At 59.5% G+C, this 19,185-nt stretch carries 20 protein-coding genes and 2 pseudogenes; 11 read left to right on the forward strand and 11 right to left on the reverse strand.

Annotation, left to right across the window (positions count from 1 at the left end):
• Positions 1-163: 163 nt before the first annotated feature.
• The 7 genes and pseudogenes from ABEA08_RS21970 to cutA all read right to left on the reverse strand — a co-directional run.
• A pseudogene (locus ABEA08_RS21970) lies at positions 164-523 on the reverse strand (FtsX-like permease family protein); the annotation flags it as partial.
• Between the two features lie 138 nt (positions 524-661).
• A pseudogene (locus ABEA08_RS21975) lies at positions 662-1,405 on the reverse strand (ABC transporter permease); the annotation flags it as partial.
• The gene (locus ABEA08_RS00045) at positions 1,387-2,085 is read right to left on the reverse strand and encodes an ABC transporter ATP-binding protein (RefSeq protein ID WP_345331999.1); all 699 of its coding nucleotides are present in this window, start codon (positions 2,083-2,085) and stop codon (positions 1,387-1,389) included. The gene ABEA08_RS00045 and the pseudogene ABEA08_RS21975, both read right to left, overlap by 19 nt.
• Positions 2,082-3,464, reverse strand: a complete 1,383-nt coding sequence (locus ABEA08_RS00050) for an efflux RND transporter periplasmic adaptor subunit (protein ID WP_345332001.1) — start codon at positions 3,462-3,464, stop codon at positions 2,082-2,084. Before ABEA08_RS00050 ends, ABEA08_RS00045 begins: the two co-directional genes overlap by 4 nt.
• Positions 3,465-3,555: 91 nt before the next feature.
• Positions 3,556-3,891 carry a hypothetical protein gene (locus ABEA08_RS00055; RefSeq protein ID WP_345332003.1) on the reverse strand — a complete coding sequence of 112 codons (336 nt, stop codon included), beginning with the start codon at positions 3,889-3,891 and terminating at the stop codon, positions 3,556-3,558.
• A gap of 176 nt (positions 3,892-4,067) precedes the next feature.
• Positions 4,068-5,807, reverse strand: a complete 1,740-nt coding sequence (locus ABEA08_RS00060) for a protein-disulfide reductase DsbD (protein ID WP_345332005.1) — start codon at positions 5,805-5,807, stop codon at positions 4,068-4,070.
• Positions 5,804-6,124, reverse strand: coding sequence for a divalent-cation tolerance protein CutA (cutA, locus tag ABEA08_RS00065; RefSeq protein ID WP_345332007.1), 321 nt, complete (start codon positions 6,122-6,124; stop codon positions 5,804-5,806). Before cutA ends, ABEA08_RS00060 begins: the two co-directional genes overlap by 4 nt.
• Before the next feature lie 160 nt (positions 6,125-6,284).
• On the opposite strand from cutA, the gene ABEA08_RS00070 reads away from it, so the two are divergent.
• Positions 6,285-6,794 carry an FxsA family protein gene (locus ABEA08_RS00070; RefSeq protein WP_345332009.1) on the forward strand — a complete coding sequence of 170 codons (510 nt, stop codon included), beginning with the start codon at positions 6,285-6,287 and terminating at the stop codon, positions 6,792-6,794.
• Positions 6,795-6,898: 104 nt separating this feature from the next.
• On the opposite strand, the gene ABEA08_RS00075 is transcribed toward ABEA08_RS00070, so the two are convergent.
• Positions 6,899-8,269 carry an MATE family efflux transporter gene (locus ABEA08_RS00075; protein ID WP_345332011.1) on the reverse strand — a complete coding sequence of 457 codons (1,371 nt, stop codon included), beginning with the start codon at positions 8,267-8,269 and terminating at the stop codon, positions 6,899-6,901.
• 240 nt (positions 8,270-8,509) lie between these two features.
• Between ABEA08_RS00075 and ABEA08_RS00080 the strand changes: the two genes are divergently transcribed.
• From ABEA08_RS00080 to ABEA08_RS00090, 3 genes are all read left to right on the forward strand, one after another.
• Entirely contained in the window at positions 8,510-8,800 is a 291-nt protein-coding gene (locus tag ABEA08_RS00080) for a co-chaperone GroES (RefSeq protein ID WP_345332013.1), read from the forward strand.
• A gap of 31 nt (positions 8,801-8,831) precedes the next feature.
• Positions 8,832-10,481: a chaperonin GroEL gene (groL, locus tag ABEA08_RS00085; protein ID WP_345332015.1), complete on the forward strand. Its 1,650-nt coding sequence runs from the start codon at positions 8,832-8,834 to the stop codon at positions 10,479-10,481.
• A gap of 234 nt (positions 10,482-10,715) precedes the next feature.
• A complete protein-coding gene (locus ABEA08_RS00090; RefSeq protein WP_345332017.1) occupies positions 10,716-11,255 on the forward strand; it encodes a DUF3016 domain-containing protein in 540 nt (179 codons plus the stop codon).
• Between the two features lie 47 nt (positions 11,256-11,302).
• On the opposite strand, the gene ABEA08_RS00095 is transcribed toward ABEA08_RS00090, so the two are convergent.
• Positions 11,303-11,608: a prephenate dehydrogenase gene (locus ABEA08_RS00095; protein WP_345332019.1), complete on the reverse strand. Its 306-nt coding sequence runs from the start codon at positions 11,606-11,608 to the stop codon at positions 11,303-11,305.
• Between the two features lie 68 nt (positions 11,609-11,676).
• On the opposite strand from ABEA08_RS00095, the gene ABEA08_RS00100 reads away from it, so the two are divergent.
• Positions 11,677-12,516, forward strand: a complete 840-nt coding sequence (locus tag ABEA08_RS00100) for a TraB/GumN family protein (protein ID WP_345332021.1) — start codon at positions 11,677-11,679, stop codon at positions 12,514-12,516.
• Here the strand turns inward: ABEA08_RS00100 and ABEA08_RS00105 are convergent, their stop codons facing one another.
• Positions 12,517-13,083 carry a dienelactone hydrolase family protein gene (locus ABEA08_RS00105; RefSeq protein WP_345332023.1) on the reverse strand — a complete coding sequence of 189 codons (567 nt, stop codon included), beginning with the start codon at positions 13,081-13,083 and terminating at the stop codon, positions 12,517-12,519. It lies immediately after the preceding gene.
• 56 nt (positions 13,084-13,139) lie between these two features.
• Positions 13,140-14,162 (reverse strand): EF-P beta-lysylation protein EpmB, encoded by a 1,023-nt coding sequence (gene epmB, locus ABEA08_RS00110; protein WP_345332025.1) that lies wholly within the window; start codon positions 14,160-14,162, stop codon positions 13,140-13,142.
• Between the two features lie 40 nt (positions 14,163-14,202).
• Between epmB and efp the strand changes: the two genes are divergently transcribed.
• The 6 genes from efp to ABEA08_RS00140 all read left to right on the forward strand — a co-directional run bounded on the left by efp (position 14,203) and on the right by ABEA08_RS00140 (position 19,178).
• On the forward strand, positions 14,203-14,772 hold the full coding sequence (gene efp / locus ABEA08_RS00115; protein WP_345332027.1) for an elongation factor P: 570 nt from the start codon (positions 14,203-14,205) through the stop codon (positions 14,770-14,772).
• Positions 14,773-14,906: 134 nt separating this feature from the next.
• Positions 14,907-15,881, forward strand: a complete 975-nt coding sequence (epmA, locus tag ABEA08_RS00120) for an elongation factor P--(R)-beta-lysine ligase (RefSeq protein WP_425557305.1) — start codon at positions 14,907-14,909, stop codon at positions 15,879-15,881.
• A 100-nt stretch (positions 15,882-15,981) separates the two neighbouring features.
• Positions 15,982-16,239, forward strand: coding sequence for a hypothetical protein (locus ABEA08_RS00125; RefSeq protein WP_345332031.1), 258 nt, complete (start codon positions 15,982-15,984; stop codon positions 16,237-16,239).
• A gap of 86 nt (positions 16,240-16,325) precedes the next feature.
• On the forward strand, positions 16,326-17,516 hold the full coding sequence (locus ABEA08_RS00130; RefSeq protein ID WP_345332033.1) for a hypothetical protein: 1,191 nt from the start codon (positions 16,326-16,328) through the stop codon (positions 17,514-17,516).
• Positions 17,500-18,399 carry a metal ABC transporter solute-binding protein, Zn/Mn family gene (locus ABEA08_RS00135; protein ID WP_345332035.1) on the forward strand — a complete coding sequence of 300 codons (900 nt, stop codon included), beginning with the start codon at positions 17,500-17,502 and terminating at the stop codon, positions 18,397-18,399. Before ABEA08_RS00130 ends, ABEA08_RS00135 begins: the two co-directional genes overlap by 17 nt.
• A complete protein-coding gene (locus ABEA08_RS00140) occupies positions 18,396-19,178 on the forward strand; it encodes a metal ABC transporter permease (protein ID WP_345332037.1) in 783 nt (260 codons plus the stop codon). The genes ABEA08_RS00135 and ABEA08_RS00140 overlap by 4 nt, the downstream gene beginning before the upstream one ends.
• Positions 19,179-19,185: the final 7 nt, after the last annotated feature.

Raw genomic sequence — 19,185 nt, forward strand, 5'->3', positions numbered from 1 at the left:
AGCTATGACCACATTGTCGACCAGGTTGCAGATGCTTGGAACAGCTTTCGAAAAAATGCAGAACAAGTGCGGCATCTTTGCAGCAGGGAATGGGCCAGACTGACCAAATAGATAATGGAATTGGTATTACGCCCGGCATGGTCTGCCGGGCGTAACGGAGGGATCATTCGTAGCGCAGGGCTTCGATGGGATCCAGATTGGCGGCTTGGTAGGCCGGGTAGAAACCGAAACCGATGCCGATCAGGGCGGTGGCGCCGATGCTGATCATCATGATGAAAGGCGACAGCGCCATACTCCAGCCAAACAGGGCTTGCAGGATCACTAAGGTGGCCACCGACAGGGCCAGCCCCATCAAGGCACCGAGCAGACACAGCACCACGCTTTCGATCAGAAACTGCAGCAGGATATCCCGTGGGCGGGCGCCGACCGCCATGCGCAGGCCGATCTCCCGGGTGCGCTCGGTGACGGAGACCAGCATGATGTTCATCACGCCAATGCCGCCGACCAGCAGTGACACGCCGGCCACCCCTGCCAGCAGCGAGTTGAACACCTGATTGGCTTGCGCCCGGGTTTCCAGCATCTGCGACAGGTTCATTACGCTAAACGGCGAAGGTTGATTGGCGCCGATCCGATGGCGTTGGTTGAGCAGGGCCACCACCTCCTGACTGACATAATCCATGTTACGGGCGTCATCCACCGACAGCGTCAGCCGGGACACCCGGTTCACGTCGTTGCTGTTGTAACCCAGCACCCGGCGATTGGCGGTGGAGATGGGGATCAGCAGGGTGTCGTCCTGATCGCTGCCGCGCATGTCCTGACCTTTGCCTTTGAGCAGGCCGACGATCTCCAGGGGCACCTTGTTGACGCGAACGGTGGCTCCGAGCGCCAGTTCGGGAGAGCCAAACAGCTCCTCGGCGACGGTTTGTCCGATCAGGGCGACACGACCGCTGCTGCGGATCTCGCTTTCAGTAAAGGGCCGGCCTGCGGCTAATTCCCAATTTGAGGCGGTCAGCATGTCGGCATTGATCCCCGAGACCGAGGTGTTCCAGTTTTGGTTGCCGACGATGATCTGTGTCTGGCGACTGTTGGCGGCACCAGCGGCGATGATCTCTGGGATCTCCCGCTTGAGCGCATCGACGTCGGCCAGTAGCAGTTTGTCCTGGCCTCCTGCTGCCCCTTTGGCACCGACGCTGCGGCTGGGGCTGGCGCGCACTATCAGCAGGTTTGATCCCAGGCTTTCAATTTGTTGCTCCACCTCTCGTTGTGCGCCCTCGCCGAGGGCAAACATGATCACCACGGCGCTGATCCCGATAACGATCCCCAGCGTGGTGAGGATGGAGCGCATCAGGTTGCGGCGCAGTGACAGTAAGGCGGTGATCACCAGTTTCATGCTTGTTCCCCCCATTGGTGCGTGGGTGCAGACAATTGGCCGTCACGCACGGTGACAATGCGATCCGCTTGGGCGGCGATCTCCGCTTCGTGGGTGATCAGCACCACGGTATGGCCCTGGGCGTTGAGCTGGCGAAACAGCGCCATGATCTCGCTGCTGGTTTTGCTGTCCAGTGCGCCGGTGGGCTCATCCGCCAACAAGATGCTGGGCCGGTTGATCAAGGCGCGGGCGATGGCGACACGCTGCTGCTGGCCGCCGGACAATTGCGCCGGGGTGTTGTCCAGCCGGTCGCCTAGATTGACTTGCTCGAGACAGGCGATGGCCCGCTCGCGCCCATCGGGTACCAGCTCATCCTGATACATCAGCGGCATCATCACATTATCCAGTGCTGAGGTCCGTGCCAGCAGATTAAACTGTTGAAAGATAAAGCCGATGTGATCGCGGCGCAGGTGAGCCAGTTGCTCTTTGCTCATACCGCGGGTGCTGTTACCGAACAAGGCTAACTCGCCGGATTCCGGCGTCATCAGGCAGCCGATCATGTTCATCAGTGTCGATTTGCCGGAGCCGGATGGACCGATGATGGCCACCATCTCCCCTTGTTCAATGGTGAGATCGATGTTGCTCAGCACCTGAAAGCGTTCACCGGCCATGGGGAAGCTGTGACTGAGTTTTTGGCACTGGATGGCAATGCTCATAGGCTGCTCCGCATCTGGGTGACCACCTCAAGGCCGGTCAGATCCGGGCTCAGCACGGCGGTGTAGTCACCATCACTGATCCCAAACTGGACGGCGATCAGTTCAGGCTGCTCGTCTTGCATGATCAGCAGGTGGCCCGGACGAATAGTGCCGTTATCCAGTTGCGCTTTGAGCGCTTTTTGTTCGTCGGTCAGGATAGTGTCAAGCAACTGCTCCATGCGTTGGCGCGATTGCTCGCGATTGCGGTCGCTGACACGGGGATCGCCACCGGCTTCGCCGCGAGCGCGCTGGGGCGAAGCCGCGCGCATGGCTTGGCGCTGCTCGGCCGTGAGATCGAGTAATTCAAATTGACCGCCGCGCCCACCGCGCCCGCTCTCTTCAGGTTTAGGTTGGCGATCCGCCAGGCGGATGGCGGCGTTGGGCACGCGCTGGGTATCGCGTAGGGTGTCTATCTGCAGTTCGAGATTGGCGGTCATGCCCGGCAGCAACTGACCGGCCCGATTGTTGGCGCTGATGATCACCGTGTAGCTGACCACGCCGGAGTTGGATTGCGGCGCCCGTCGGATCTGTTGCACTTTGCCCTGGAACTGGCGATCCGGAAAGGCGTCGACATTGAATTCGACCCGCTGATCCAGCGCGATCTGGCCGATGTCAGACTCGTCGATGTAGGCCTCGATCTCCATCTGGGCCAGATCTTTGGCCAGGGTAAACAGCTCTGGGGTGTTGAGGCTGGCGGCCACGGTCTGGCCCGCTTCGATGGTGCGGTTGATGACGAAGCCGTCGATGGGGGCGCGGATCTCGGTACGATCCAGCTCTATTTGGGCTTGATCCCGATTGGCTTCATTACTCTGCAAGGTGGCCTGCAGCGCCAGCAATTGCGCCTCGGCTTGCTGATGCTCCAGCGCGGTCAGGGCGACCCGGGTCTGGTATTGGTCCAACTCATCTTCGGATATGTGCTTCTCCGCCACCAACGCTTCGGCTCGGTGCAATTCACGCAGTGCCTGATCGGCGTTGATCTGTGCCCGCTCGATGGCGATCCGCTGCAGGCGCAGATCCGCCTGGGTCTTGGCCACCTGTGCCTGGCTTTGATCCAGCCGTGCCTGGAAGGTGCGGGGATCGATCTTGGCCAGCAGTTGGTCGGCGCTGACGGTGTCATTGAAGTCGACATAGATGTCGGTGATCTGGCCGGACAACTGCGCGCCCACGACCACATCGTCTACCGCCGCTAGGGTGCCGGTGGCCGCCACGGTTTTGCGGATCTCACCGCTATTGATGGGCTGGGTCTGATAGCTGATCTGGCCGGTGGCTTCCTGCGTGGGCCAGAGCATAGCGCCGCCTAAGGCGAGTGCTACGGCGGAGACGATGATGAGCTTTTTCATGGGGCGATCCTGCAATGATATCGAGCAATGACGGCCATGTTACGGATCTTGAGCCGGTCTGTATGGCCGCAATGCACAAGATTACCCTTGGTTACATTTTGCGATATTTGTCCTGAAATAGCGGATGGATGGCCCAGGCGGCCAGCAAGGAGAACAGCATGACGCCAGCCATGATGGCGCCGAGGCGCAGGTAGGGCTCCCCCGCCAGTTGACGGAATGCCACCAGTTGCCAGGCGGTAGGCAGCCAGGCTGCAGCGACGCCCAGCAGCAAACCCGCCTGCAACAGGCGCACCGCCACAACGTGGCGGCTGAGCAACAGCAGGGGCGCGGCCACTAGCGCCAATGCGATGAGTTGCGCGTCGTAGCGCAGGAAGTGGGCCCCTAACAGCAGGTAGGCCAGAAACAGCAAAGTGATCCGCCAGCTCATAACAATCTCCATGATGTCGAACTTGTCAGTGTACCTAATTTGTCGTGCACCTAATTTGACGTGCACAGAACTGAGAGCCAGATAGGGCTTTGCCGCGCGCCTTAAAAAAGGCGGCAAGCGGCCATGAAAAAGCCCGCCGACTCGGGGGAGTGGCGGGCTAGTGTTAAGACAGAGCGTTACTGGGCCAGAACCGTGTCCAAGTGCTCGGCAAACGGCGCGGCGGCGACAAAGCCGGTGACACGCAGGCTGCTGAGCTCTTCGCCCTGCGGGGTGAAGAACAACAGGGTGGGCAGACCCAGCACATCAAAGGCTTCGAGCAGCTCGATGTCTTGCGCGTCGTTGCGGGTCACGTCCGCCTGCAGCATCACCATGGTATCGGTGCGCTCCCGTACGTTCGGCTGTGGGAAGGTTTTGTGCTCAAACTCCTTACAGGCCACACACCAGTCGGCGTATAGGTCCAGCATCACGGCTTTGCCTTCGCTGTTGGCCTTGGCCACTTCGCGCTCGAGATCGGTGAGCGTCTTGATGTGGACAAAGTTGAGATCCGCCGTGGCGTCATGCGGGTTCATTACCGCGTGCAGGCCGTAGGAAACGCTGCCCAGTAGGCCCAGCGTCAGCAGCACGGAGCGGGTGACTTTCAGCCAGCTGAAGGCGGTTTTCTTGTTGGTCAGCAGCAGGTAGGACGCCAGGGCGATCCCCCACACGGCCCAAGCCAGATCCAGCAGCATGCCCGGGTAGACCCGATCCAGCATCATCAGTGCGACAGCGATCATCAGGAAGCCGAACACGTGCTTGATGGTTTCCATCCAGGCACCGGCTTTGGGCAGCAGCTTGCCGCCGGAGGTGCCCAGCAGCAGCAGCGGCAGGCCCATGCCCATAGAGAGGGCGTACAGGGTGACGCCGCCCAGCATCAAGTCACCACTTTGGGCGACGTAGATCAGCACGCCGGACAGCGGCGCGGTGGTGCAGGGGGAGGCGACCAAACCGGAGATCAGGCCCATGACAAAGACGCCGACAAAGGAGCCGCCTTTTTGCTGATTCTGCGCGTTGTTGAGTTTGTTCTGCAGGCTGGCGGGCAGTTGCAGGTTGTACACGCCGAACATGGACAAGGAGAGCACCACAAACAGCACGGCCAAGCCGATCAGCACGGTCGGGCTTTGCAGCGCGGCTTGGTATTTCATGCCCGCCGAGGCGACGATCAGGCCCAGGATGGTGTAGGTGATCGCCATACCTTGGACGTAGGTCATCGACAGGGCAAAGGCTTTGCGGGTCGACAGCTGACCTTGACCGCCGATGATGCTGGTCAGGATCGGGTACATGGGGAACACGCACGGGGTGAACGCCAGCAGCATGCCCAGGCCGACGAAGGTGATGATGATCAGCCACAGCTTATCGCCATCGAGCATGGCGGCCAGGCCATCCTGTTTGGAGATCGGTGCCGCCGGGATCTGGGCAGCTGCGGCAAAGCCGTCATTGGCTTCGACGTCATTGAGGAAGACGGTTTGGCGGGTCGGCGGATAGCAAAGAATGCCGTCCAGGCAGCCCTGGTAGGTCACGGTGACGCTGGCGCCGCCCTTCGCTTCAAGTACGGGGATGGTCAGGGTAACGGCATCGAAGTACACCGGCTGATCACCAAACCAGTCATCGGTGTGGATCACCGGCTCTGGGTATTGGATCTCACCGAGGCGCACGTCGCCGTCGACTTCCACCTGCAGATCGAACTTGTCCTGATAGAGGTAGTAGTCCTTGCCCTGCATGCTCCATTTCAGCTCCAGAGCATTACCCTGCTGGCCGAAATCGAATAGGTAGGCTTGGTCCACCGGTAAGATCTGTGGCTCTTGCTTTAAGAATGAGAAGTTGGCGCTGGCGTGAACGCTGGTCAACAGCAGCAATAAACAGGTCAGAATTCTTTTCATAATGCGCAATGTTGCTTGATCCAATCTAAGTAGGCTTGGTGCCCCCATTGAATGGGTAAGGCAATGATCTCCGGTACGTCGTAAGGGTGATGTTGGCAGATCGCGGCTTCCAGCGCCGGTTGCTGCTCCGCTCGTGTTTTGATCACCAATTGGCATTCGCGCTCTTCGCACAGCTTGCCGTCCCACTGGTACATCGACAGCACACCGGGGATCAGGTTGATACAGGCCGCGAGGCCCTGTTGCAGCAGGTGAGCCGCTAACGCTTTGCCGGCTGACTCATCCGGGCAGGTGCACAGCACCACTTGGTATTCCGTCATGGGTGTGACCTAGGCGTCCGAGTAAAGGTTCCCGGCGAGTAGATTACGGGACTTCGTGCTTGGGTGCACAACCTTGTGTGCGGAAATATGAGCATGGCTTGAAAACAGACCCGTGATCCCCCATCTGTGTTTCATAGACGCATTTTATATTGAGGTCGCTGTGGCTTTTTATCTGTTTTTGCTGTTTGCGGTGATGCCCATCGTTGAGATCTACGTGTTGATGACCGTTGGCGACGCCTTGGGGGCCATCAACACCATCGCCTTGGTGATCCTGACTGCCGCTGTGGGTGCGTCCTTGGTGCGCAGCCAGGGGCTGAGCACCATGATGAGCGTGCAGCAGCGCCTGGCCCGTGGCGAGATGCCGGGTCAGCAGATCGTGGAAGGGGTGATGTTGGCGGTGGCTGGCGTCTTGTTGGTGACGCCGGGCTTTGTCACCGATGCGTTTGGTTTGCTGGTGCTGACCCCGGCGACGCGCGCGCCGATCGCCCGCTTCTTGATGAGCAAGATGCAGCTGCGCATGGTGCAGCCGGGCCAGTTCCAGGGCGGTTTTGGCCAGACGCATACGTACAGCGAGAGCCAACAGGACTCGCCATTAGAGGCGCCGCGCCGTGATATCGACCAAGGCAGTGGTGGCAGCACCATCGATGGCGATTACGAGCGTAAGGATTGAGGCCATTCTGAGCCCAGACGTGATGTCTTGAGCGGCTTGAACGGATCACAAAGGGGCACCGCGGTGCCCCTTTGTCGTGTTCGGTGTTCTGCTCGATGGTGGGCTTAGGGGTTGGGAAGATCGGCCATCAGGGGGGGATCCGTTTGTGGCGGGATCTGTTTGAGTCGGCGGCGGGCGATCAAGTAGCACAGCAGCCCCAATAAGCCGTTGGCGAGGGCGATGCCGATAAATAGCCCCTCGGCGCCGCCGAGGGCCCGTCCCACCCAAGCGGCGGGCAGCAGCAGCGCCAAGCGACTGAGGTTGAGCAGCAGTGCCGGGATAGGGCGTCGGTAGCTGTTGAGTGAGACCGCCAGCATGATCACCACCGCCAATGCGCCATACCCCAAGGGGACCCACAGCAGGTATTGGCTGATGTAGTGGTGGGTGAGTGGCTCGGTGGCGAAGATCCCGGCGATGCTATCCAGGTTGAGCCAGAGCAGGGCGTAGATCGCCAGCTGGATCAATATGATGATATGAATGCTGCCCAGTAACGCCCGCACCGCCCTCTGATACTGACCGGCGCCGAGGTTTTGCGCCATAAAGGGCGCGAGGGCACCGCATAGGGCGGTGACCACGATCATCAGCAAAGATTGGATGCGATTGGCGACGCCAAACGCGGCCACGGCATGAATGTCGATCCGGGCTAGCATGGCGATCAGTGCGGCACTCGCGATCGGGTTGAGCAGATTGGATAGGGTGGCGGGCCGGGCGATGTGCAGCTGCGCCTGCCAGTGCTGACGCAGTCTGGCCCAACAGGGGCTAACCAAGAGTCGGTGCTGTACCAGCAGCATGTAGGCAGCCACTACAAAGCTGACCATCCAGGCGATCACCGTGGCGATCGCGGCCCCCTGTAGGCCAAAAGCCGGGATCGGCCCGAAGCCGAAGATCAGCAGGGGATCGAGGATCGCATTGAGCACCGCGACCAGGCCTGTCACCAACGCCGGGGTAAAGGTGTTGCCGGTGGCGCGGATCGCCTGATTGCCGACGATGGGCAAAACCAGAAACCCCACTCCCCAGTACCAGACGACCATATACTCTTTGGTCAGTGGCAGCAGCGTATCGGAGGCACCGAGCAGGCGAAACAGCGGATCCATGGTGGCCAGCCCGCCCAGGCCCACCGTGGTCACCACCAGTACCGCCAGCAGCAGACCATGGGTGACAAACTGCGCGCCTTCCGCTCGATGGCCCTGGCCGAGCAGCCGGCCCAGTTGCACCGACATGCCGGTGCCCAGGCCCAGAGCAATGGAGATAGCCATCAAGGTGGGGGCCAATGTCAGGCCAAAGGCGGCCAGTGGCTCGGTGCCCAAGCGGGAGATGAAATAGGCGTCGGTCAGTTGGTAGGCGAGCAGGCTGAGTACTGCGAGCAGATTCGGTAGGGTTAGGCGAGTCAGGGTGCGGGCGATCGAGCCTGTGAGCAGATCTAGCTCTTTTCCCATTCTCCCTCCACCGCAAAATGCTGCCAATTTCTTAGAGTATCAACCGGATGTTGAGATCGGCAACGGGTTTCTGTTAGCGACGGGGCTGAGCGGTTCTTGGCGCTTCGGGCGGTGAATTTTTTTGTGCTGGCCCCTTGTATTCGCCCTAGCTTAGCCCCCATATACCCAAACATCAGGCAGCGAAGCTGCCTAAACCCGTTTTAAGCTAAAACACGGAACCGTTCTTAGGAGAGATCACAGATGAAAATCCGTCCGTTGCATGATCGCGTTATCGTTAAGCGCACTGAAGTTGAATCCAAGTCCGCTGGCGGCATCGTTCTGACTGGCAGCGCTGCTGAAAAGTCGACTCGCGGTGAGGTTGTGGCCGTAGGTAAAGGTCGCATTCTGGAAAATGGCCAAGTGCAAGCTCTGGATGTGCAGATCGGCGATACCGTCATCTTCAATGAAGGCTATGGCGTTAAGACCGAAAAGGTTGATGGCGTTGAGATGCTGATCATGTCCGAGTCCGACATCCTGGCGATCGTCGAATAATCTCTGTATCGAATTCTGAAGGAAGAAAGTAATGGCTGCTAAAGACGTAAAATTTGGAAATGACGCTCGCGTAAAAATGCTGGCGGGTGTGAACGTACTGGCTGACGCGGTAAAGGTGACCCTGGGTCCTAAAGGCCGTAACGTGGTACTGGACAAGTCCTTCGGCGCGCCGGCGATCACCAAAGACGGTGTGTCCGTTGCCAAAGAGATCGAGCTGGAAGACAAGTTCGAGAACATGGGCGCCCAGATGGTGAAAGAGGTTGCCTCTAAAGCCAACGAAGTGGCCGGTGACGGCACCACCACCGCCACCGTTCTGGCTCAGGCCATCGTCAACGAAGGCCTGAAGGCCGTTGCGGCGGGCATGAACCCGATGGATCTGAAGCGCGGCATCGACAAAGCGGTTGTCGCTGCGGTTGCCGAGCTCAAAGAGCTGGCCGTGCCTTGCACCGATTCCAAAGCCATCGCTCAGGTGGGCAGCATCTCCGCCAACTCCGACACCCAAGTGGGTGAGATCATCGCCACCGCCATGGAAAAAGTGGGTCAGGAAGGCGTGATCACCGTTGAGGAAGGTCAGGCGCTGGAGAACGAGCTGGACGTCGTGGAAGGCATGCAGTTTGACCGCGGTTACCTGTCCCCTTACTTCATCAACAACGCCGAAAACGGCACCGTTGAGCTGGACTCCCCGTTCATCCTGCTGGTGGACAAGAAAGTCTCCAACATCCGTGAACTGCTGCCGATCCTGGAAGGCTTGACCAAAGCCGGCAAGCCGCTGCTGATCGTGGCCGAAGATGTGGAAGGCGAAGCCTTGGCGACTCTGGTCGTGAACAACATGCGCGGCATCGTGAAAGTGGCGGCGGTTAAGGCCCCAGGCTTTGGCGATCGTCGTAAAGCCATGCTGCAGGACATCGCGATCCTGACCGGCGGTACCGTGATCTCCGAGGAGATCGGTCTGGAGCTGGAGAAGGCGACCCTGGAAGATCTGGGCACCGCCAAGCGTGTTGTGATCTCCAAAGACAACACCACCATCATCGATGGCGCCGGTGACGAAGCGCAGATCCAGGGCCGTGTCGGTCAGATCAAACAGCAGATCGAAGAGTCGACTTCCGACTACGACAAAGAGAAGCTGCAAGAGCGCATGGCCAAGCTGGCCGGCGGTGTTGCCGTGATCAAGGTTGGCGCTGCCACCGAAGTCGAGATGAAAGAGAAGAAAGATCGCGTTGAAGATGCGCTGCACGCCACCCGCGCTGCGGTTGAAGAAGGTGTGGTTGCCGGTGGTGGTACTGCGCTGGTTCGTGCCGCAGCCAAGATCGGCGATCTGACCGGTGACAACGAAGAGCAGAACGTCGGTATCAAGCTGGCCCTGCGTGCGATGGAAGCGCCGCTGCGCCAGATCGCCTACAACGCCGGCGTGGAGTCCTCCGTCATCGCCAACCAGGTTCGCGCCGCTGCGGGTAATGACGGCTACAACGCCGCGACCGGTGAGTTCGGTGACATGCTGGAGATGGGTATTCTGGATCCAACCAAGGTCACCCGCTCTGCGCTGCAGTTCGCGGCGTCCGTTGCTGGCCTGATGATCACCACCGAAGCCATGGTGACCGATAAGCCACAAGAAGCGGCGCTAGCCGGTGCCCCAGATATGGGCGGTATGGGCGGTATGGGCGGCATGGGCGGCATGATGTGATGCACCCCTGACCCTCGCGTCTGACACAAACCCTCGCCTCGGCGGGGGTTTGTTGTTTTCGGCTCTGGGCCCGGTTCGCGTTTGTTTTTTAGCTTGTGAGTGCAAGTGGCTGTGACTGCAGTTGAACCGGGATTGAACGCATTTTGACCATTTGCGATTAATTTTGAATCTTTTGCGTTAGGCTGCTTCTAACTTATGTAGCGAATCCACGGTCCCCAATGTAAGGAGTATTGAATGAAACATCTGATCTGGTTGGTCGCAGTGGTCTTGGGCGGTACAGGCACGGCAGTCGCGGCGGACGAGGCGCCGCAGTGGCCGACTCAGGATGGGGATGTGACGGTCGTCTGGCAGGAGCCGGAGAACTACAAAGATGTCCGTACCGGCAGTGGGGTGCAATCCCGATATCAGAATCATGTGTTTGCCACGCTAGGCAAGCATCTGCAAAAACGGGTGACCCCGTTGTTGCAGGATGGCGACAAGGTGACGTTTACCGTGACCGACTTGGATCTGGCTGGCGATGTCCGTCCCTCGTTTGGCCGTACCTCGAATGACATCCGCATCGTCAAAAGCATCTATCCGCCGCGTATGGCATTCAGCTATCAGGTGATCGATGGCAGCGGTGAGGCGATCGCCCAAGGGGAAGAAGACCTGCGCGATATGGGCTTTGATACCCGCTCGGCCGGCCGCTATCAAAATGAGTCACTGCGTTACGAAATGCACATGCTGGATGATTGGATCCGCAAGGATCTGACCAAGCAGCTTGAGCAGCGCTGAGCGGCCCTTATCTTCAAAAAAACCGCCTTTCGGCGGTTTTTTTGTGTTTACTTAATGCTTTGGCGCAGCTGATTGAGGGTGCTCAGCACCAACTCCAGCTGTTTGACCAGCGTTGCCAACAGGGCGGGATCGGGCTCAGCCTCGAACGCTTGCAGTTGTTCACCCAGCTCCTGTACGTAAGGGACGAAGCGGTTGGCATCGCAGGTAAAGCCCGCATCGGCGCGGAAGATGGCGGCGAATTTGCCTTGGCCTTTTTTCTGTAGCTCATCCAGCAGCATATCGGCGTCCAGCGCTTGGCGATAGGCGGTTTGCAGGCTGGTACGGTATTGTTCAATGATGGTCTGGTAGGACATGTGTTTTCCCCTATGATCAGGGGCGAATTATAGAAAGGTCGCAGGTGTGACTCAACCGGAGTGGTGAAATGAAAAAATGGATAGGGCTGGTGGTGTGGTTTTGTTGCGCGCTGTCGGTGGCGCAGGCAAAACCCGGCGATCAGCCGGTGTTTTTCAAATTGGAGGCTCAGGGCCATACGGCCTGGTTGTTGGGCTCTATCCATGTGGGAGAGGCCAGTTTTTACCCTTTGCCAGAGCAAATTGAGGCGGCTTTTACCCAAGCGACTAGCCTGGCATTAGAGGCGGATCCGAACGATCCCAATTCTCAGGCTCTGGTGATGGCGCACGCGCTGGCCAAAGGTGCCTTGCCCAAGGCATTGGCGAAGGATCTTGAGGCGTATTGCGGTCAGCTCGGGATCCCGTGTGATCAGCGACTAGCACCGTGGCTGCTCAGTGCCCAGATCGCCATGTCTCAGATGTCGGCGGCAGGCTATTACCCGGTCCACGGTATCGAGGCGCACCTGTTGCAGCGCTGGCGTGGCAATGTATTGGAGCTGGAGGGTATGGAGCGTCAATTGACCATCTTCGCTTCTCTCAGTGACACGGCTCAGCACGAAATGCTGGCGGCGGCGCTGGTTGGTCAGGATGATGAGTTTGAGCAGTTGATCCGAGCGTGGCGCCAAGGCGATAAAGAAGCGTTGGCCGAGCAGATGAAAGAGGGGATGGCAGGTAGCCCTGAGCTGTGGCAGAAGCTGATGGTGGATCGCAATCAGGATATGGCGGCGATCTTGGGCCAGTGGCTCGGCCAATACGATCAAATGTTTGTGGTGATCGGCGCCGGCCACTTGGTGGGTCAGGGTTCGATCCCGCAGCTGCTGCAGCAGCAAGGGATCGCGATCACCGATTGTTGGCAGCAGCGCTGTCAGTAGTTAGGCGTTGGGCTGGGCCAACCAGTTCAGGATCGGCCCCAGCAGCTGCTGGGCGGGCTCGGCCCGGTGATTGGGCGAGCGTGGATTGCAGAAGCCATGGGGCTGAGCGGTCAGCGTGAGCTGACTGTGCTGGATCAGGGCGGTGGTTGGCTCGGTCACGCCGGGATCGTCCCGACACAGCAGCAGGCGCGTGGGGCAAAGGGGGCGTCGCTCGCTGTCGTTGGCGATCTGGCTGCCGTAGATCAGCGCGACTTTGCCTAGGTGTTGGCCCAGCGGCGTCGAGAGCAGGGGCCAGGCGGCATTCGCGCCGGCGCTGAAGGCCAGCAGGGCGCTGCCGCTGGGAGCTTGCTCGATCAATGCCTGCAGTTTTTGCTGGTAAACCGCGGGGCTGCAACGGCGTTGAAAGTATTCATAGGCCTGGGCTTCATCGCGAAACGCGAAGCGTTGGCCGGCATAGGGATCGAGCACCTGCACTGAGCCAAATCGCAGGTTCAGCTCGGCAATAAAGGGGTCGAAGCTGGCGTGCTGGCCCCAGATATCGGTGATCAACAACAGGGTGTCAGACATCTCTCTTCCTTGAATAAACCGCGTGTTGGGTCGATATGCTAACGGCCCTGCGCCGTTTATGCCAATTTGAGGTCGATGGGCGTTTTTGACCGTTTTCCACCGATCTCCCGCACCAATCTGGGCACCAGAAAGCCGGGGCTGAGCTCCAGCCATTGCGCCATGATCTGGCGTGCCCGGTGATCGCTGACCTCGAAGTGCGCCGCGCCGCGCACTTTGTCGAGTTGGTGCAGGTAGTAGGGCAGGATCCCGGCGGCAAACAGGCGCTCCGACAGGTGCGCCAATACCTGGGCGTCGTCGTTGACGCCTTTGAGCAGCACACTTTGACTGAGCAGGGTGACGTTGGCCTGCTTGAGCCGACGCATGGCGGCGGCGAAGACGTCATCGATCTCATTGCCATGGTTGCTGTGCAACACCATGACGATCTGCCAGGGGCTGTCGGCCAGTAGCTGAACCAACTCATCGGTGATGCGGCTGGGCATGACCACAGGCAGGCGGGTGTGGATCCGGATCCGCTTTAGCTGGGGCACGGCTTTGAGCTGCTCGAACAGCTCGGCCAGATGATCGTCCCGCGCCATTAGCGGATCGCCGCCGGACAGCAGCAGCTCGTTGATATTGGGATCGCTGTTGAGGTAGTCGAAGGTGGCGCGGATCTGCGCGGCGTCGACTTTATGCTGCTGATAGGGGAAATGGCGGCGAAAGCAGTAGCGGCAGTTGACGGCACAGCCGCTGCGCAGCATCAGCAGCGCACGCGAGCGGTATTTGTGTAGCAAGCCCGGGGTGCTGCCCTGTTGCTCCTCGGTGGGATCCGTATCAAACCCGGGGGTATCGCGCATCTCCGCGCCGATGGGCAGCACTTGCCGCAGCAGGGGATCGTTCGGATCGCCTTGGCGGATCTTGGCGGCAAAGGCGCGTGGAACCAGCATGGGAAACTGGCGACGCGCGGCCTGCCCATCGCCGTAGCGGGTGGGATCCAGATCAAGATCCTGCAACAGAGTCACAGGATCCTTGTAGGCATTGGCCAGATCGATCTGCCAGCTCCGCTGCGAGCGGTGCACAGGATCGGAATTTCGGGTTATCATTGTACGGTTAATTTCAACAGAGACAGCTGGAAGAGAGAAGATGGCTTCTTATTCGACGAACGAATTTAAATCCGGGCTTAAGATAATGCTGGACGGCGAGCCGTGCAACATTATTGAGAACGAGTTGTTTAAGCCAGGCAAAGGTCAGGCGATTAACCGCGTGAAGATCAAAAAGTTGATCAGCGGTAAGACTCTGGAAAAGAACTTCAAGTCGGGCGAGAGCGTCGAAGGCGCAGACGTAATGGACATGGATCTGGCTTACCTCTACAGCGATGGTGAGTTCTGGCATTTCATGAACAACGACACCTTCGAGCAGCTCGCAGCCGATAAAAAGGCCGTGGGCGATGCGGAAAAGTGGCTGGTGGAGCAGGATACCTGCACCATCACCGTGTGGAACGACAACCCAATCGTCGTGACGCCGCCGAACTTCGTTGAGCTGGAAGTAACGGAAACCGATCCGGGCCTGAAAGGCGATACCCAAGGTACCGGCGGTAAGCCAGCCACTTTGGCGACCGGTGCCGTGGTGCGTGTGCCGCTGTTTATTACCATCGGTGAGGTGGTAAAAGTGGATACCCGTACCGGCGAATACGTAGAGCGTGTGCGCAAGTAATTGCCGCACATTGAGCGTGAAAGAGCGGGCCTATGCCCGCTCTTTTTGTTTCTCTTGCGCAATGCGGCTATCGCCGCTGAGCGGCATAGGCCAGAACGGTTCATGCGCAAAACTCTGAGTTCTGTAAAACCATGATTGAAACCACTGAGTGGCAGCCCACCACGACCCGGGCCCAACTGCGACGCCGCGCCGAGGTGATCCAGGCGATCCGAGCCTTCTTTGCCCAGCGTGAGGTGCTCGAGGTGGATACGCCAGCCCTGAGTAAGGCGGCGGTGACCGATATCCATCTGGTGAGTTTTGAGACCACCTTCGTCGGCCCCGGCGCCGCGCAGGGGCTGCCGCTGTACCTGATGACCTCGCCGGAATTTCATATGAAACGCCTGCTGTGCGCGGGCTCAGGTTGCATCTATCAGATCGGCAAGAGCTTTCGTAATGAAGAATCTGGCCGTCATCACAATCCGGAATTCACCATGCTGGAGTGGTACCGCGTGGGGTTTGACCATCACGCGCTGATGGCGGAGATGGCGGAGCTGTTGAAGGCGACCTTGGGCTGTGGCGAGCCGGAGAAGGTGACCTACGCCGAGGCGTTTGAGCGGGTGCTGGGATGCGATCCGCTGGAGGCGTCGGTGGCCGAGCTGCAGGCCTTGTGCCGTCAGCATGATCTGCAGGATATCGGCGATCAGGAAACCACCCATGCGCCGCTGCAGCAATTGCTGTTCTCCATGGTGGTGGAGCCGCAGATCGGCCAGGCGGTGCCGTGCATGGTGCATGCTTTCCCGGCGAACCAGGCGGCGTTGGCCCGTATTAATGTGGCCGATCCGCGCACGGCCGACCGCTTCGAGGTGTACTTTAAAGGCATCGAGTTGGCCAACGGCTTTTATGAGTTGGCGGACGGCGCCGAGCAATTGCGCCGTTTCGAGCAGGACAACCGAGAGCGACGGGCGATGGGCTTGGTGCAGCGGCCGATCGACCATCACCTGATCGTCGCACTGAAGCACGGCTTGCCGGACTGCGCCGGGGTGGCATTGGGCATTGACCGATTGGTGATGTTGGCCAGCGATCTGAAGCATATTGAACAGGTTATCGCCTTTCCCGTCGGGCGGGCCTGAGTTACACTGGATAAGTTAAGAGTCATTCTCAATCACAGGACAGTTTGCTGAGCAGATGGTGTGTGAGACGGTAAGGCGAGGATCGGTATGGTCGATCCTGATGGCGGTTTGGATCCTGGCGCTTGCGCTGGTGGCCCCGCTGCACGCCCAGACCCATCATCATGAGCACGACAGCAGCGTCATTGAGCTGTGCGATTTCTTCGTTCACCAGCATCAACTGACGCAACTGCTCAGTGTTGACTGGCACTGGCCTGACAGCAACAGTCGGGCACTGTGTTCGGATGCGGTTGAGCCACCTCGGCACAACTGCGCCACCACTAAGGGCTATCTGGCCCGCGCCCCACCGCGCCTTTCCTAACGCAAACCAATGATTAATGACGGCAACGGTCGCGACCGCTGACGCGGCGATCTTGCATCTATCCAATTTGTATTAGGAAAGACACCATGTCTTCGACGTTTCGAATTCACAGCACCGCGATTGCGGTTGCTGCCCTGATGGGCACCGCATTTTCTGCTCAGGCAAACCTGACCAACCCTGAGATCAGCCTGGTACTTGATGGGCATTATCAGTCTGGCGAACGGGCGCTGGGCGAGCGCGAAGAGGGCTTCGCCCTGGGCCACACCGAGCTGGCGATCTCCGCTGCGGTGGACGACAAGTTTTACGGCAAACTCACCACGGTGCTGGAAAGCCATGAGGGCGAGATCGAAGTGGGGCTGGAAGAGGCCTTTATTCAAACCTTGGCCATGCCTTGGGCTCTGTCGGTGCGCGCCGGCCGGTTTTTGTCGGAGATCGGCTATCTGAACAACCAGCATCTGCACAGTGATGCCTTTGTTGAGCGGCCCGCGGCCTATCGGGCGTTTCTTGGCGGTCACTATTTTGATGACGGCATTCGGCTCAACTGGATCGCGCCGACCGACACCTATTGGGAATTAGGCACAGAGGTGTTTGGTGGCGATCCGTTGCAGGCCGAAGGGCTGGATCACGCTGAAACCGTCGGGGTGTACCACCTGTACAGCAAGTGGGGCGGCGATATCGGCTTAGCGCACAGCTGGCAGGCGGGGATCTCCTGGTTGCGTAACGAGAACGGTCAGGGCGGAGTGCATGAGGAGCACGCTGAGGACCTGTTGGACGATCATGACCATGATCACAGCCATGGTGCTGAGTTTACCGGGCGGGATCTGTTTAACGTCTCAGCGGTATACAAATGGGCACCAGGCGGTAACTACAAATACAATCACCTGACGATCAGTGCCGAATACTTTTATCTGGATTCGCCGTTTGCCGGTGAGGAGCATGACCATGATCACCACGCCTTGGCTGAGGAGGCGGGGGCGGACTACTTTGACGGTTGGTATGTCTCCGGGGTGTATCAGATCAGCCCTTCTTGGTCGGCGGGTTTGCGCTATGGCCAGATGAGCGCCGGGCTGATGGAAGCGCACGGCGATCACAGCCATTATCACCCTGCCGACATCAAGGAAACCGAGGCCATGCTAGCCTGGCATCCAAGTCACTTCTCCACCGTGCGTCTGCAGTACAGCCATCAGGATGTGCATGGGCTGGATCATGCCGATGATCACCAATTCACGCTGCAATATGTGATGACCTTGGGAGCCCACGATGCGCACCAGTTTTAAGCGGCTTTTTGCGTGCTGTGCCTTGCTGCTGGCGCCCAATGCTTGGGCGCTGAACCTGTTCGCCTGTGAGCCGGAATACGCGGCGCTGGCGCAGGAGCTGGCGCCCGAGGCGCGGATCTTCAGTGCCACCACGGCGCTGCAGGATCCCCATCAGATCCAAGCCCGGCCCAGTTTGATCGCTCAGATGCGGCGGGCGGATCTGGCGATCTGTGCCGGCGCTGAGTTGGAGGTGGGTTGGTTGCCTATGCTGCAGATGAAGGCCAACAATCCCAAGGTGCGGGATGGCCTGCCGGGCATGTTCTATGCGGCCGAGCAGGTGGACACCTTGGATCGGCTCGATAGCGTCAGTCGCGATATGGGCGATGTGCACGCCGAAGGGAATCCGCACCTGCATTTCTCGCCACAGCGGCTGCTGCGGGTGGCGCAGGTATTAACCGAGCGCCTGGCGCAGTTAGATCCAACCAATGCTGAGCACTACCGGGCGAATTTCGACGATTTCAGTGCCCGTTGGTTGACGGCCATCCCCGTCTGGGAGGCAAAAGCGGCGCCGTTGCACGGGCAGGCGGTGATCGCCTATCACTCCAGTTTCCGCTATCTGTTTGATTGGCTCGGCGTCGAGCAGGCGGGAGATCTGGAGCCCAAGCCGGGCTTGCCGCCGAGTACGGCCCATCTGGCTGGGCTGCTGGCACTGACGGAGCAGCAAACCATCATGGCGGTGGTGCATGCGGGCTATCAGGATCGCCGCGGGGCGCAGTGGCTGGCGCAGCGGGCCGAGTTGCCCGTGGTGCGCTTGCCGTTTTCGACCGGCCAGGAGGGGATCGACAGCCTGTTTGCGCTGTACGATGCGGTGTTGGAGCCGTTGTTGGCACACGTGGGGGAATGATGGATCTGACTTTGCTCACCATTTTAGCGCCTGCCTTGGCGGCAGGACTGTTGGTGCTGTCGACGCACGTCGTGCTGGGCCGTCAGGTGCTGAAACGCGGGATCATCTTTATTGATCTGGCGATCGCTCAGATCGCGGCGCTGGGTGCCGTGCTGGTACACACCCGGCATTGGCTGCACGATGCCGATGGCCATCAGCACCTATTGGGGCTGGATTACCTGGTGCCGGCTCTGTTCGCGTTGGGCGGGGCGGCGCTGATCGCCCTGCTGGAGCGCCGCTTTAAGGCGGAGCTGGAGGCGTTGATCGGTTGCCTGTATGTGCTCAGTGCGGTGGCCGCAATGTTGTTATTGGCAGGGGATCCCCACGGTGGCGAGCTGCTCAAGCAGTTGTTATCCGGTCAGATCCTCTGGACCGATTGGCCGAGTCTGGTGGGCCCGGTGCTGATCACGGTGCTCTGCTTAGGTTTGTTGCTTTGGCGCCCAGACGTGTTGGAAGGCCCTTTGTTCTACGTGCTGTTTGCCCTAGTGATCACCTTTTCGGTGCAACTGGTGGGGGTCTATCTGGTGTTTTCCAGCTTGATCCTGCCCGCTCTGGCGGTGAACCGCATGTCTGGCAAGTCTGCGCTGTTTTGGGGCTATGGCGTGGGCGTATTAGGTTATGCCAGTGGCCTGTGGCTGTCGGCGGGGCTTGATCTGCCCTCTGGGGCGACCATCGTCTGTACCCTGAGCTTGGCAGCGGTGTTGGTGCGGGTGAGTGTCCGGGGGCAAGGCTCGCGCTAAGAGCACA

The sequence above is a fragment of the Ferrimonas pelagia genome (assembly GCF_039543565.1).
Classification (GTDB): Bacteria; Pseudomonadota; Gammaproteobacteria; order Enterobacterales; family Shewanellaceae; genus Ferrimonas; species Ferrimonas pelagia.